Source organism: Lacticaseibacillus parahuelsenbergensis, assembly GCF_030770265.1.
Lineage (GTDB): Bacteria > Bacillota > Bacilli > Lactobacillales > Lactobacillaceae > Lacticaseibacillus > Lacticaseibacillus casei.
In genome coordinates, this window is record NZ_CP132482.1 from 2,969,016 (window position 1) to 2,984,217 (window position 15,202).

At 49.3% G+C, this 15,202-nt stretch carries 14 protein-coding genes and 1 riboswitch; of the genes, 5 read left to right on the forward strand and 9 right to left on the reverse strand.

Going from position 1 to position 15,202, the window contains the following annotated elements; translation table 11 throughout:
• Positions 1-17 precede the first annotated feature (17 nt).
• Both LACPH_RS13840 and LACPH_RS13845 read left to right on the forward strand, forming a co-directional pair.
• Positions 18-1,208, forward strand: coding sequence for an MFS transporter (locus tag LACPH_RS13840; RefSeq protein WP_274785311.1), 1,191 nt, complete (start codon positions 18-20; stop codon positions 1,206-1,208).
• A 196-nt stretch (positions 1,209-1,404) separates the two neighbouring features.
• Complete coding sequence (locus LACPH_RS13845) at positions 1,405-2,334, forward strand: aldo/keto reductase (protein WP_274785312.1); 930 nt, start codon at positions 1,405-1,407, stop codon at positions 2,332-2,334.
• Positions 2,335-2,463: 129 nt separating this feature from the next.
• On the opposite strand, the gene LACPH_RS13850 is transcribed toward LACPH_RS13845, so the two are convergent.
• From LACPH_RS13850 to LACPH_RS13870, 5 genes are all read right to left on the reverse strand, one after another.
• Entirely contained in the window at positions 2,464-2,829 is a 366-nt protein-coding gene (locus tag LACPH_RS13850; protein ID WP_010490477.1) for a DUF956 family protein, read from the reverse strand.
• 420 nt (positions 2,830-3,249) lie between these two features.
• Complete coding sequence (locus LACPH_RS13855) at positions 3,250-4,161, reverse strand: PTS system mannose/fructose/sorbose family transporter subunit IID (RefSeq protein ID WP_010490474.1); 912 nt, start codon at positions 4,159-4,161, stop codon at positions 3,250-3,252.
• Between the two features lie 17 nt (positions 4,162-4,178).
• Positions 4,179-4,997, reverse strand: a complete 819-nt coding sequence (locus LACPH_RS13860) for a PTS mannose/fructose/sorbose transporter subunit IIC (protein ID WP_025013158.1) — start codon at positions 4,995-4,997, stop codon at positions 4,179-4,181.
• A 25-nt stretch (positions 4,998-5,022) separates the two neighbouring features.
• The gene (locus LACPH_RS13865; protein ID WP_010490470.1) at positions 5,023-6,000 is read right to left on the reverse strand and encodes a mannose/fructose/sorbose PTS transporter subunit IIA; all 978 of its coding nucleotides are present in this window, start codon (positions 5,998-6,000) and stop codon (positions 5,023-5,025) included.
• A gap of 234 nt (positions 6,001-6,234) precedes the next feature.
• Entirely contained in the window at positions 6,235-7,506 is a 1,272-nt protein-coding gene (locus LACPH_RS13870) for an MFS transporter (protein ID WP_274785313.1), read from the reverse strand.
• Between the two features lie 100 nt (positions 7,507-7,606).
• On the opposite strand from LACPH_RS13870, the gene LACPH_RS13875 reads away from it, so the two are divergent.
• Positions 7,607-8,626, forward strand: coding sequence for a helix-turn-helix domain-containing protein (locus tag LACPH_RS13875; RefSeq protein ID WP_274785314.1), 1,020 nt, complete (start codon positions 7,607-7,609; stop codon positions 8,624-8,626).
• 157 nt (positions 8,627-8,783) lie between these two features.
• Here the strand turns inward: LACPH_RS13875 and LACPH_RS13880 are convergent, their stop codons facing one another.
• The gene (locus tag LACPH_RS13880) at positions 8,784-9,632 is read right to left on the reverse strand and encodes a helix-turn-helix domain-containing protein (RefSeq protein WP_274785315.1); all 849 of its coding nucleotides are present in this window, start codon (positions 9,630-9,632) and stop codon (positions 8,784-8,786) included.
• Positions 9,629-10,504, reverse strand: a complete 876-nt coding sequence (locus tag LACPH_RS13885; protein WP_274785316.1) for a helix-turn-helix domain-containing protein — start codon at positions 10,502-10,504, stop codon at positions 9,629-9,631. The genes LACPH_RS13880 and LACPH_RS13885 overlap by 4 nt, the downstream gene beginning before the upstream one ends.
• Positions 10,505-10,664: 160 nt before the next feature.
• Positions 10,665-10,838: riboswitch (Lysine riboswitch) on the forward strand.
• A 106-nt stretch (positions 10,839-10,944) separates the two neighbouring features.
• On the opposite strand from LACPH_RS13885, the gene LACPH_RS13890 reads away from it, so the two are divergent.
• Together LACPH_RS13890 and LACPH_RS13895 are read left to right on the forward strand one after the other, a co-directional pair.
• Positions 10,945-12,546, forward strand: a complete 1,602-nt coding sequence (locus LACPH_RS13890) for an ABC transporter permease subunit (protein WP_010490457.1) — start codon at positions 10,945-10,947, stop codon at positions 12,544-12,546.
• A gap of 3 nt (positions 12,547-12,549) precedes the next feature.
• Complete coding sequence (locus tag LACPH_RS13895) at positions 12,550-13,296, forward strand: amino acid ABC transporter ATP-binding protein (RefSeq protein ID WP_049169388.1); 747 nt, start codon at positions 12,550-12,552, stop codon at positions 13,294-13,296.
• 327 nt (positions 13,297-13,623) lie between these two features.
• Here the strand turns inward: LACPH_RS13895 and LACPH_RS13900 are convergent, their stop codons facing one another.
• Positions 13,624-13,869: a hypothetical protein gene (locus tag LACPH_RS13900; RefSeq protein ID WP_087913150.1), complete on the reverse strand. Its 246-nt coding sequence runs from the start codon at positions 13,867-13,869 to the stop codon at positions 13,624-13,626.
• A 26-nt stretch (positions 13,870-13,895) separates the two neighbouring features.
• Positions 13,896-15,167: an ABC transporter substrate-binding protein gene (locus LACPH_RS13905; RefSeq protein ID WP_306387075.1), complete on the reverse strand. Its 1,272-nt coding sequence runs from the start codon at positions 15,165-15,167 to the stop codon at positions 13,896-13,898.
• Positions 15,168-15,202: the final 35 nt, after the last annotated feature.

The following is a 15,202-nucleotide window of genomic DNA, read 5'->3' on the forward strand; positions in this document are numbered from 1 at the left end:
CGAGGAGGACATGACACATGGAGAAGCATCATTCGACCACCTTGCTTACATGGGGCATTCTTTTGGTGGGAGCTAATTTGCGCTTGCCGATTACCATGATTCCACCGCTGTTGCCGACGATTGAGCATACGCTTGGGTTGCCGGCTTCTATGGCTGGTTTATTAACGACGATTCCGCTGCTGATGTTTGCCTTGGCATCGCCTGTTATCGCCAAAATGGGAAATCGTCGCGGTAACGAGTGGAGTTTGCTGATTGCGCTCGTGATCTTATTACTCGGCAGTTTGTTGCGGATTATTCCTAGTTTAATCGCCTTAATCGTTGGCACGTTGCTGATCGGCTTTGGGATCTCTGGTGGGAATGTCTTATTACCGGCAATTATCAAAGATCAGTTTCCGCAGTCAATCGGCGCTAAAACCAGCTTGTATACCGTGACCATGGGACTGGTCGCTTCGCTGGGGACCGGCTTAGCTGGCCTCTTGAACCAGCAATTCCATATGAAACTGACTATGGCGGCTTTTTCACTAGTCGGCGTGGCCGGCCTGGTGATTTGGGCATTGGCGTTGCGCACCTTGCCACCCGTCAAAACCTGGCAAGGCAGTGCCCGCAAAAACGTGGCCGTCTCTCATTCACTACTGGCTTGGTGGATTGCGTTATTTTTCGGCCTACAGAGCTTTCTCTATTACTCCCTCCTGACCTGGTTGCCAAGTCTGTGGCAGGCTGCCGGCTTCTCGCAACTAACTGCGGGCAACTTGGCTACGATTTTCCAGTTAAGTGGCATGCCGGCGACATTGTCCATTCCATTTATTGCCGAACGGCGCCACGGCCTTGCATACAGCGTCTGGGGCATCATGCTGGGCTTTGCACTAGGCGCCTTGGGCATTCTTATTCCCGGCGCTAACTTCGGCTTAAACGTGATTTTCTCCCTGCTGATGGGCGTTGCGTCCGGGGCCGCATTTGCCATCTGCATCGTCTTCTTCCAAAAGAAAACGGCCGATGCATACGAAACTGCCAGTCTATCCGGCTTCGCCCAAAGCTTGGGATACTTATTCGCGGCAGTGGGTCCGATGTTTTATGGCTTTATCCAGACACTCACCGGATCATGGAATCTACTTTTGTGGGTCACCGTGGTCCTGACGCTACTCATGTTTGCGGTTGGGCTGGTCATCAACGCAACTCCCAGCATTTTCAATGCATCAGATCGAAAATAGCGTTTGCACATTAGGCTTACTTTTTCTAAACTGGCATTATGTTAGGCTCACACCATAACGCGTTCGCCACCGCAGAAGTCTAAGTGTAAGGACCTTGGTCGCAATGGTCAAAGACCGACCATCACGCCCAAGGCCACTTACACTCCGACTTCTACCCGCGGTGGCTCACGCTCACTCAAGACAAGGAGATTACCAAATGTCACTTACAACAACGATCGGAAAAAGCAATGTTGTTACCGGCAAGCTAGGTTTGGGCACCAATAAGGTTGGCGGCCATAATCTTTTCCCCAACCTGCATGACGAAGACGGACTAGCCGTTGTGAAAACAGCGCTGGATCACGGCATCGACATGCTTGATACTGCTTATATGTATGGTCTTGGCCAATCTGAAACCTTAATTGGTCAGGCGATTCAAGGCTATGACCGTGCAAAAATTGTTCTGGCGACCAAAGCGGCACAAGACCCCCACCAGGATCTCAAGCCCAACAACGACCCCAAGTTTTTGACCCAAGCGATTGATGACGCGTTGCTACGGCTGAAAACCGACTACCTCGATATTTTCTATATTCACTTCCCTGATGAAAAAACCGACAAAGCCGAAGCGGTCAATGCCGTCGCCAATGCCCGCAAAGCCGGGAAAGTTCGCGCTATTGGCGTTTCCAATTTTTCACTTGATCAAATCAAAGAAGCGAATCAGGATCAGCAAGTCGATGTTGTAGAAGACAACTATAGCCTCGTGCATCGTGACGCTGAAACGAAGCTGTTCCCTTACCTCCGGGAACAGCACATCAGTTTCGTTCCGTACTTCCCGCTTGCCTCTGGCTTATTAACTGGCAAGTATGGTCCGGATGACGCCGAAAAGTTCAGCGGCCGCTTTTCCGCTTCCCAGTTCAAAACGATTTTGGCCGCCTTACGCGAAGTTGACGGCATCGCGGACGCACATCAAGCAACCATTGCCCAAGTCATGCTTGCCTGGTATATGAAGAATCCAGATATTGCCGTGGTCATCCCTGGCGCGCGCCTACCAGAACAGGCGGCCAGCAACGCCGACGCTTTGAAAGTTCAGCTGCGCGATCCGGAATATGGTTCTATTGATGAACTATTTAAAGAATTTCGGCCTAAGTAACGTTAGCGGTCATGACGGATGTCGATGCCATGCTACAAAATATCAAGAATGCAAAAAGGCAGCTTGCCACTCCGATTTCCGGAAATGGCGAGCTGCCTTTTCTTGACGCCCTCTGATAGAAGACGCAATTTATTTTTTCCGAGTAAACGCCCGTTTCACGACTTGCCAGAAAGTCAGTGACTTGACGATCCGATCGGCAGGAATGTGCTCACGAATGGCGCGCAAGACCTTCTTGGCATCTTTCGCCGCAAACGTATACGTCCCGTTCTTCTTGGTTTTAATGGCAAAACGAGGAATCCATTTGCCCCTGAAGATGACAGATGCAATGACCCAGTTAACTTCATCCCAAGGAATTTGATAAAAGTCATGCACATTTTTTTCGTTGAAAAATTCGAAGCCTTTATCGCCGATCATGATCTTGCCATAGACCGGCATTCCCATAAAGGCAGTGCCTTCCATCACTAATTCTGATTTGGTGTTGATTGATTGAACCATTTTTTGCCATCCTTTTAGACTGATCTTGTGTGCTGTGGAAGTGTGGTTAAGAGCTCTGTGTAAGAGGCTAAAGCTTAAAGCTTACGCGGTGCCCGAAACGCCACAAACGCGTTCGCTGGCGCAGAAGTCTGCGTGGTAAGGACCTCAGGCGCAATGGCCAAATTCGGGCCATCACGCCTGAGGCCACTTACACTCCGGCTTCTAACCGCGCCAGCTCACGCTCTTCCATAAACGCGTTCGCGTGGCCAGAAACCTGCACATAAGGACCTTGGTCGTAATGGCCAAAGACCAGCCATCACGCCCAAGGCCACTTATGCTCCGGTTTCAAACCGGCCACGCTCACGCTCTTCCATTATAAATCAAAAGCCCAGACTTTGTGTCTGAGCTTTTGGGCGTTTTGTTCGATTTTGGTAATTTGTCTTACATCAAACCGATGACGTGGAAGACAACCCCGACAACGAACAGGCCAAGGATAATGACGATTGGAGATACCTTCTTCTTCAGTAACCACATGCAGAACAAGGTGAGCAGTAAGCCCATTAAGCCTGGAATCAACTGATCCAAGTTATCTTGTAACGTTGTCACTTTATTCTTTGTTAGTGACAGTCCTTGAGATTGCAATTCCAAAGCCTTTTGGATGCCGGCTTTACCGCTTGGCAATGAACTCCAGTCAATGTAGGCACCCTTTTGGTTCGGAACATCCGAAACAACTGGCGTGAACTTGACGGAAACCCATCGATTGACCAGTGATCCCAGAATGAACATACCTAGGATTGTGGCACCCTTTGTAACTTCCTGTAGCAAACCACCGGAAAGGTCTTCGGTAATCTTGCTCCCGGCTTTGTAACCAAATTCCTGAGTGTACCATAGGAACGCCATACGGATCGCATTCCAAAGTACGAAGTAAAGGATTGGTCCCATTAAGTTGCCGGCCATCGCCAGCGATGCGGCTAACGCACCAATAATTGGCTTAACCGTGAACCAGAACACTGGATCGCCGACACCAGCCAGCGGACCCATCATCCCGACTTTGACACCCTGAATGGCTTTGTCATCAATCGGAGCGCCATTGGCACGTTCTTCTTCCAGTGCCATCGTAACACCCAGAATCGGTGATGCCAGATATGGGTGAGTGTTAAAGAACTCCAGATGCCGTTTTAAAGCAGCTGCGCGGTCTTCTTTGGTGTGATACAAACGTTTCAGCGCAGGAATTAAGGTGTAAGCCCAGCCACCGTTCTGCATACGTTCGTAGTTCCAAGAACCTTGAAGGAAGGTTGACCGCCACCAAACCTTAATTCGGTCGCTTTTTGTGATATGAACTTCTTCAGCCATGTTTGTCAACCTCCTTCTCAATAATTGTCAATAATGTCGCCGACAGGATCACCGGCACCACTATTATTTGAGCTGCCGCCGTTACCTGAACCGCCGCCTTGCTTGGACAGTGCCAAGTAAATCAGTGCTAAGGAAATACCAATAGCACCAAGGCCGATTAAGGTAATTTCTTTGACAGTCGCCAGAACAAAACCAATAGCAAAGAATGGCCATACTTCGCGGGTCGCCATCATGTTAATAACCATGGCATACCCAACGGCAACAACCATGCCCCCGCCAATACCAAGACCTTTAGTGAGCCAATCAGGCATTTGTTCAAGCAATGCCCGCACTGGGCCAGCACCAACGGCAAGGATCAAGCCGGCTGGAATGGCAATCCGCAAGCCCTGCATGCAGATCGCAACCCATTGCCAGAAATCAATTTTACGGAAACTACCTTCTTCAGCAGCGCGGTCCATGATATGAACAATCGCGGTTGCCAAGGTACGAACCAAAGTGGTCAGCAACAAACCGGCAACGGCCAGCGGAACCGCAATCGCAATCGCTGAGCTAATGCCTTTAGTACCCTGACCGCCAAGAACAAGAATAATAGCTGATGCAACTGATGCCAATGCAGCATCGGGTGCGACGGCCGCGCCAATGTTGGCCCAGCCTAAGGCGATCATCTGCAACTGCCCGCCAAGCATCAAGCAAGGGGTCAAGTCGCCGGTCACAAGTCCGATCAACGTGCACGCAATAACTGGCTGATGGAAGTGGAATTCATCCAAAATACCTTCCATACCAGCAAGGAATGACACGATGAGGACCAGGATGATTTGAATAAAATTCAAAGTCATAAGTCTTCTTCCTCCATTTCAAAAATTACTTCTGCGCATTCAGTTCGTCTTGAGCTTTCTTCAAAATCGCGTTCATATCATCCGGATGATCGGATGGCACTTTACGAACGTCGAATTTGACGCCATCTTTGGCCAGTTCGTGGAAGGTGTCGATATCCTTCTGGTCAAAGGCCAGCACTTTATTAGGCTGAACCTTGCCGACTGAATGCGACATTGACCCGATATTAAGCTCCTTAATCGGAACACCGCCCTGAATGGCACGTAAGGCGTCTTCAGGGGTTTCAAATAATAGCAATGCGCGTTGACCGCCAAAATGCTTATCATCTTTGGCCAACTTAATCATCTGATCAATCGGAACAACATGTGCCTTGACGCCAGATGGTGCCGCTTCCTTAATCAGGTTCTTCCGCAGCTCATCTTTTGCCACTGTGTCAGAGACAACAATAATCCGCGTCGGGTTCGTGGTCTTAGTCCAAGTGGTTGCAACCTGACCATGTAACAAACGTGAATCAACCCGGGCCAGAACATACTGGAATGATCCCGGTTGGCCAGCATTGGCTGTACTTGGTGCGGCAGCCTGAGCAGCTGGCTTCTTCACCTTGTCCAGTGATTCTGGCTTGATCTTGATACCGTCACGTCCGGCTTCAAGTAAATGTGCGGCAATGTCTTGTGCAGAATCCATTGACAGCCGCGAGCCATAAGCCTCAATCAACATCGGCAAATTCAGTCCGGTCACAATCGCCCATTTATCCTTGTGTTCCTCATAAATCGTGTTCGCTTGGTTAAATGGTGATCCGCCCCACAAATCGATCAAAAACAAAACTTCATCGTCTGGGTCGAACTTAGCGATCGCATCTTCGAGGTGCTTGTGCAAGTCATCCGGGCCTTCATCGGGCATGAAGGTCACAGCTTCGACTTTTTCTTGCTCACCGAAGATCATTTGACCGGATTGCTTGATGCCAGCAGCGAATTGGCCATGACTAGCAAGAATGATTCCGACCATTATTACGCCTCCTAAAAATTTGTGGTTGCCTCGAAAATAATATCTGCAAAAAACAAAAATAATCAAAAATACAAGGCTTCCCAATAAGTTAGTATGACTTCCTCCGCGCCGCTATGCAAGCATTTTCACTTAAAATGAAATTTAAAAAAAGAAGCGCATACATTCAGTACGCACTTCTAATTGGTATCTATCAAAATTGGTATATTGGTCGATACCAATTAATTCAAAGCCTGACTAGGCCTTTTCTGACTGGCCTTCGGAATCGGTAAAGACTGGATCGGCGATGCGCGTGCCTACCAATAAAAGCACTAATAATAACACAGCTGAAAGCGCCGCCATGAGCATCCAACTTGCCGCAGCGCTCACGACATTTGCCAATGTGAAGAACACCACTTGACCGACCGGCATACCTAAAAGGGCCACTAGGTTAACGACTCCTGCCGTTGTCCCCATCTGCTGCTCAGGAACGAGCCGCATCATGACCGTCGACACCCGCGGGTTGATTTTTCCCATGAGATAAGACGTCACAAAGCTGAATCCCATAACGGCAGCAAGCGAACGGAAAAGGAAGAAACTAAAACTGAGCCCGATCATCGCCGCTGTCAAAAGACTCAGGAGTTTGAACGTACTGAGCCGCTGCAGGCCATCCTGCGCAAACAGTGCGCCTAAAATCAGCCCTACCGAGAAGACAATGTTCAACAACGCAACTGTCGTACCAAAATCACGCAGCCACATGCCAGGTTGCTGGACCAGGGATACCGACATTAAGCCATCCACCGATGAGCCCAGTGTATTGACAAACATTGCGAAAACAATGACTGCCAAAAGAAAACGGTTGGTTGCCAGAAATTTGAGCACATTGCCAATATTTTTGAGAATCGGCTGATGCGCATGCGCAACGACTGGTGGTTCAGCTTGTTTTAGGCGACTCTTTTCCCGGGTTATAACCCAAGCTGCGAGTAAAAACGTCACAGCATTAAGCCCGCCAAACAGCGCATAATTGTGGTTAAGTAACACAATCAGGCTCGCACCGACCGCCTGAAAAACCATTTGAACCGTCGTCCCGGTCGCGCTTTGAAAACTGATGGCCGTGTTCAATTCTTTAGCGGGAATTAACCGATGCAACAATGGCAGTACCAAACCATTCCCATATTGTCCCAGAGTATCAGAAAGTATATTGATGCCAAGGAGCAGCAAAAACAATGGCAAGCTGGCAGGCAGCAGGATCATCCCTGCCAACCCTAGGAAAAGTAACGTTTGGCCAATACGCGTAGCCACCATATGACTGGTTTTGGCCTGGGTTCGATCAGCCAGACTGCCAGTCACCAGCGACAGCATTGTCGGCAAACTGGTGGCCATCGCCGCCAACGTGACCGCCAGACTTTTAAACGGCATCGTAGCCGCGTAAATGATAAAAACGATGTTATACAGACTGTCGCCAATACCGCTCAACAAACTGGCATTTAAAATGGCGCGATAACCCCGATTATTGAAATATTCATGCATGTTGCTACCTCCCTGCAGCCAAGCATGTCATTTTCGATTCCTACTTGGTTTGTACTTTGAGTGTAAGCAGGCTACACTCAAGGCGAGGTGAAATTCCACTATGGTAGAAAAAATCAATCCCACTGACGGCGCCGTCTTCCGCCAACTTCGGCGCAACCACCATCTGACCTTGGCACAGGTAGCCGATGCGCATAATTCCATTGCTTTCATTAGTAAGTTCGAACAAGGTCGCTCCAATATCAGCTTTGCCCGCCTAAGTCATCTGCTCTTCCGCATCAATATTTCGTTGGAAGAATTCGTCTTCATCCGCGATCTCCAGGCAGGCGCCGTACCGCCAACGACTCACACACGGTTTGTTTACAACACCTTGGTTCACCGTGACTTTGAAGAGGTTATCGCCTATCAGGATCGCTTTGGCTCTGAAAATCCCACGCTGGCCGACTACCAATATTTGTTAAAACAGGAAAAGACTTGGCAGAAACGGTACGAGCACGACCACAACCGCCAAACCCAATTTGAACTCATCAGCATCCAGATTTTCCGCCTAACCATGATTGATCGCGTCAAGCCCCCTGACCAGCCATCACCATTCAAAAATGTGACCGACGCCATGGCCCAATTGCAGGAACGCGCCAAGCCGCTGGTCAGCTATCTCTACTCGGTTGAAACCTGGAATTACTTTGAGCTTTATTGGTTCCGCCATCTCATGGTCGCCTTACCTGCTGAAACCATTCAAAACTTGTTGCCAATAGCGATGAAGCGTTCGGAAAAATATCGCGCCTTCAATCAAATTGGCAATCTACGGATTCAGACGCTCTTCTCCGCCTTCACCGTGTTCATCAACACACGCCACTTAACCGATGCCAAAAAAGTCCTCACCACTGCTGAAAAAATTCTGCATGACACAAACGACCTCTCAAACTCCGCCCTCCTCTTATTTTTACGCGGCTGGTACCAAGCCGTCATCGGCCAAACCACAGCCGGATACGAGTTATGCCAACAAGCCATCAGTTTGGAGCATATTTTGGACCAACCGACGCAAGAACGGTGGCTGCGTTACTTATTGAAGGTCGTCCGAATCAATATCAAGGATCCACAAGGTGGCGCGTACTTTCTTTGACTGCGAACCTATTATCGTGTCAAAAAAACAGTCTTCCTTCTTAACTCATGACGTTTCACGTGGAACACACCAAAAAACGGACCCACAATCAACTTATTTTCGCTGATCGCGAGTCCGTTACAAACTGCTACTATCCGAATTTTCAAAAAAGGCAAAGTCAGGCTTCTTTACCGCAACGCTTTGCCTCAGCCAACGCCTCCAAAGCCGGCAGCCAACTTGCCGTCCAGTCCGGTGCCGCAACCTCATTCAACAACGCCTTCAGTTGGGCAAGCTCTTGCCAACCGCGCGTTGCCTTGCTTTTATCCGGTGAATAAATCATCACCAAACGTTTGGTGCAGGCAATCTGAAACTCAACCCCCATGTCACCCACTGTGGCCTGCCGAATTAACGCAAGCGTTTCCTGCGCGTTGTCCAGTTGCCCTGCCGCAATATACCGAAGAGAAGCGGTCAAGAACGCGCGATTGGCCAGATTCAAATGATCCTGTGGTGTGTTGGGTGTTTGCACTTGGTTCGCAATGGCCTTGATCAGTCCTTCCAAATCCTTCATCGCGATGATGCCGGTTAATTGAAGCGCGATCAGCCGCAACAACAGCGACCACGCCGTTGTATGCGTCAACAACGACCACGCCTGTTTACGTTCACGGGCCAACACGGAAAAGCGTTCCGGTGCATGGTTATGCAGCGTCAAATGCAACAGCAACCGTTGATTGGTATTCGCCAGCGGCAACTGGCGTAAGATACCCGCCAGCGCCTGAACATCTGCCTGCTGCGCCGCCACCAGATAACGATGCAAAAATGATAATGGTGCATCCGAGCGTGAAGGCGTGAACGCATCCCAGTCCAGATTCAAACGATCCAGCAATAGGAAAAAGCGATCGGCGGCCAACTGTGAGGTGCCATTTTCAAATTTTGAAAGGCTTGATACCGAAACAATGTCGCCAGCGGCTTCTTTTAACGTCAGCCGCCGTTCTTTACGCAATCGTTTGAATTGTTCACCGATCGTCATTTTGCCTGCGCCTCCTCCTTCAGGAATCGTCGCCAACTTTTCGTCAACAATTGAGCAAAAAACGGCGAGTCCAATAACGCCAGCGTTGCCAGTAAGTTTTTAACCGCCATTTTGGCCGCCCGATGCTGGCCGCGATGATAGGTCAGCAGGTGCTCTTGATAGCGCAACATGATCCGCGCATAGAGATCATCGGCCGGAATGGGTAAGTTCTTGGCGACGTTAAGCAGCCGCACAGCATCCGTAAACTCCCGACGATGAATCAGCAAGGCGATGCTATTCGTCAAAATCGCCCACAGATACTGGTTCCGGGTTGGATGGCCCTTCACATCCGGCCAGTCCAAAACCAGCTCCATGACCAAACTCATCAGTTGCTCATGATCATAGATCACCAAGGTGGCGGCAAAGAGATCAAGCTCATACAATCCCCAGTACCGAATCCGTTTCAAATACTTGATAACGTCGGCTTTCATCTGTGGTGTTGTCTGAAAACTCGGGTCCGTATACCCATTGTGGGCCAGAATATTAATCTGATTCAGTCGGTAAAAAATCAGCCCGGTTTGTCGCCACAAGCGATACTGCTTTTGCGCTAACACCTGCAACGCTGACTTACCGGCAACCGTGGCCCGATTAACCTGTTGGAAAAAATTCTCCGGATTCAATGCCCGATAGCCTTGTTGCATCAATTCAACATCTTGATCAAAGCGCGTTAACAGTTTTAAAACAACGGCTGCACTGAGCTGGGTCTCCCCCCGTTCAAAGCGTGACAAAGTAGCGGCCGTCGTAATCCCCGCCGCAATTTCTTCCAATGAGTCATTTTCCTCGAGACGCAACGCCTTTAAATAGGCCCCGACTTTGACAGGCTCCTCCGCCATCAGCACCCGCCCCTTTTTATGAGAAGTTTATTAGACAAATTTAACACGTTTTGTCATTTTTTCAAAATATCTTTCTATTTTTCATACATTTGCCAGCACAGACTTAATTGACTTTCATTCCCCATTCCGCTACACTCGATCTTGACATTTAAATACACCACCAAGAAATAGAGGTTGCGGTGGGCAACGAAAACTGGGGAGTGCCGGATCATGTTGAACCAGTCGTAAGTGCCGCCGCCGAAATGTCGGGCCGTGTTCGGACGATCCGCATTGGGCCATGAGCGCATAACTCATGGACTGTCGAAGCAGGCTGCTTCGGGGCGCTATGATTCTGGTTTATGACTAAAATCGATGGAATCGACCTTTATTGCTTGTTCAATAAAGGTCGATTTTTTGGTTCCAGCTCTATTTCCCACTACAAGAAGGGAGAATGTCATTTTATGAAAAAACACTGGGTTGCACGTTTGGGTGTGCTGGGGCTCGTATTGAGCCTGTTGCTGGGCGGTTTTGCTGCTAAGCCAGTCAATGCTGCGAGCGACGACAACACATTCAAAGTCGGTATGGAAGCCGGCTATGCACCGTTCAATTGGACACAGAACACAGATGCCAATAACGCGGTCAAGATTCAAGGCAGTCATGAATACGCTAATGGTTACGATGTTCAGATTGCGCGGAAAGTCGCTAAGGCACTGCACAAGAAAGTCGTCGTGGTCAAAACCTCTTGGGATGGCCTGCCGCCTGCTTTAACTTCCGGCAAAATCGATGCCATTATCGCCGGGATGTCACCAACACCGGATCGGCGCAAAACGATTGATTTTACCAATCCGTACTACATTTCCAATTTGACGATGGTCGTCCGTAAAGACAGCAAATATGCAAAAGCCAAGAGCATTGCTGATTTTAAAGGTGCTAAAGTGACAGCGCAGCTCAGTACGTATCACTATCAGGCCATTAACCAAATCAAAGGAGTCGTCAAGGAACCGGCCATGAACGACTTCCCAGCGATGCGGGTGGCCTTGGAGTCTGGCACCATTGACGGCTATGTTTCCGAAGTTCCTGAAGGGATCACGGCAGAACGCGCCAACCCGAACCTGATGTATATCCATTTTGCCAAGGGTCAGGGGTTTAAAACCGATGCCAGCGACACCAACCTGGCAATCGGGTTGCGGAAAAACGATCCCAATAAAGCTAAAATCAATGAATTGCTCGCTACGATTTCCCAAAAAGAGCGGGCACGCCTGATGAATGAGGCGGTCGATAATCAGCCTTCGACCGAAAAGAGCGGCAACTGGTTCATGGCCATTATGAAACAGTATGGGCCGATGCTCTTGCGTGGTACCGGTATGACGTTGTTACTGGCCTTGGTCGGCACCCTTGTTGGTTTCATCATCGGCCTGTTAGTCGGGATTATTCGCACCACGCCAAAACCCAAGAAGTTGGGACAGCGCGGTTTGCGGGCAGTTATCAATTGGTTGCTTTCCTTGTATATCGAGGTCTTCCGTGGTACACCAATGATTGTTCAGGCAGCGGTCTTGTATTATGGCGCCGCCCAAGCCTGGCACCTGAACATGGATCGCACCACCGCAGCGCTTTTGATTGTTTCGATTAACACTGGCGCCTACATTTCCGAAATTATCCGTGGCGGGATTATTTCCGTTGATGAAGGACAGTTCGAAGCAGCCAGTGCGCTGGGCATGACGCATCTGCAAACCATGATGAAAGTTATCCTGCCGCAAGCGGTTCGTAACTCCCTGCCAGCGGTCACGAATGAGTTCATTGTGAATATTAAGGATACTTCGGTGCTGTCGGTTATCTCGGTTTCCGAACTGTTCTTCAGCGGCGAAACCATTGCCGGCCAAAGCTTCCAGTTCTTCCACACCTATCTGATCGTCAGCGGCATCTATCTCATCATGACCTTCACCATCAGCCGCCTCTTCCGGCTCATCGAAAAACATCTCGACGGACCCAAAGACTACAACGTGATGAACAATCAAATGCAGGTTGAAACGCCGAAAATCGGCACCGCAAAAGAGGGGGACTAGATCATGGCAAACGAACCATTAATCCAAGTTAAAAATCTCAAAAAGAGTTTTGGGAACCACGAAGTCCTGACCGACATTAATTTCAACGTCCAGGCCGGCGAAGTTGTTTCAATCATCGGCCGCAGCGGCTCCGGCAAGTCGACCCTGTTGCGCAACATCAACCTGTTGGAAACCCCAACTGGCGGCGATATTCTTTTTCACGGCAAAAGCATTCTAGGTGAAGACGTAAAGTTGAGCACCTATCGCGCCAAAGTCGGCATGGTGTTCCAGAGCTTCAATTTGTTCAACAACATGACCGTCTTGCAAAATGTGATGGTCCCGCAGCAAACCGTCTTAAAACGCGACGCTGCAGCCGCCAAAACCCACGCGTTGGAACTGTTGAAACAAGTCGGCATGGATCCCTTCATTGCCGCCAAACCGGATCAGCTCTCCGGCGGGCAGGAACAGCGGGTCGCCATTGCCCGAGCCGAAGCAATGGATCCGGAAGTACTCCTGTTTGATGAACCGACCAGTGCGCTGGATCCGGAAATGGTTGATGATGTCCTAAACACGATGACAGCCCTAGCCCACACCGGCCTGACCATGATCATCGTCACCCACGAAATGGCCTTCGCTCGCGATGTTTCCGATCGCGTCGTCTTCATGAACAACGGCATCATTGCCGAGTCCGGTACGCCGGATCAAATCTTCGGCAATCCGCAACAAACAGCGACCAAGGAATTTTTGAAGCGTTACTTGAACCGGGTTTAACTGAATTAGCCTTATATCATAAACAAACAAAAAATGAAGTCGTATCATAACTCACGGCCACAATACAAAAGCGGACATACTCAACGACAGCTGGAGTATATCCGCTTTTAGTTTTCCTAGGAGAATTGGCTTGGTCAGTGCCAAAGCGTAGCAATCGTAGGCCAGATGGGGATCAGCCGTGGAATTGTTGTTGGTGGGGCGCTCTTTGCCCCGCCTACAACAAGGCCGAGCTTAGAGACTCTGCCGGTTTTGCAGAGGCTCTAAGTCGTGCCCACAGCGTTCCATCCCCAGCTGGCCGGAGATTGCGGAGTTTGGCACGACAATCTATCATTTTGTCTTCCGCTTCTTTTCCCGATGTTCGCGCCATGTGTCCAGACTCACCACGATGAAGAACAGGAAAAAACCGCCGACCACGGACTCTGCCGTTAGTAAAAGGTAGCGCAAGGCAAGGTAGCCTTTTCCAGCGGTGACGTCTTGATAGCCGACATAGCCAAACGTCATTAGCACCGCTAAGCCCAGTACCAGCACGGTGTAAATAAGGGTTCGTTTTAAAATCCGTTTGAATGTCGTCATGGACGCGCCTGCTTTCTTTTGGTTAATTAACGGTTATCTTTCAAAATGGTTTCGGCCTGCTTTTGCAGCTTGGTTAGCACAGTCTTAGGCTCAGCCTTTTTGGAAACTGTCTGGTCAACGGCATCCAGCAAGTTGTTACGGTAAGTGTTATAGCCGATGAATGGTGTTGATGAGAACGCATCATCATACGCATCGACTGCGGCCTGGTAGTTCGGGTTGGCTTTTAGATAGGCTTGATAATCACTTGACTTCGTGGCAGTCGACACAACCGGCACGTACCCGCTGGCTTTGGCCCACTGAGTCTGAATCTTGGTGCTCATCAGAAACTTCATGAATTTAACCGCGCCTTTGATTTGATCCGCCGAGGCACCTTTGAAAACTGAAATACCATTGTTACCCAGAACCGAACTGGATTTGCCATCAAAACTCGGCATCACCGCGGTTCCCCAATGCATGCTCTTAGGTGCCGTTGACGCGATCTGCTGAATTGTGGCGCTAGAGCCGAAGCCAGCAAAAATTTTGCCTTGAACAAATGGTACATTGAAGTAATTATCTAATCCTGCTGTGACAGCTGTCTTATCCTGCAGCATGCTGGTGATCGCCGTCATGGCTTTGATGCTAGCTGGCGTATCGATTTTCGCTTTGTACTGTGGCGTAATCAGCCGATTGCCGGCATCATACGCTAATGTCTCAAATTCAAAATCATAACTCTTATTAAACGCAACACCTGTGATGCCATCACCCTTAAGCTGTTGCCCGATTTTGGTCAGTTCTTCCCAAGTTTTCGGCACAGTGAGGTGATATTTTTCCAGAATATCCTTGTTATAAAACATCAACCGCGTCCCGGTGGCAAACGGAATCTGATAATAATTCCCCTGATACTTCAAATTCGTGGCAATGCCGGGATAAATCGACTTCAGCTCAGCGGCGGAAAACTGGGATTTTATCTGCTTATCAATGTTGACCAGCATCCCGTCATGGACGTATTCCGGAATAATCGTATCCGTTACCTGCCCAATCGTCGGTAAGGTTTTGGACTTCGCTGATGCCAGATACTTCTTCTGCAGATTGTCATACGAACCCTGCGATGTTGCAACGACCTTGTATTGCTTTTGACTACTGTTAAACGTCTTGATGTACCCTTCCAACGCCTTGTTGTAATTACCGGTCATTCGATGCCAAAAGGTAATTGTCACCGGTCCTTTGGAAGTCTTCTGCGCAGAACTGCCACTGCTGCATGCAGTCAGCAACAAGACCATCAATGCAGTTGCAACACCAAGTAACCAACGTCTCTTCATCACATGTACCCCCATTATTGTCGTAAACGCATCGT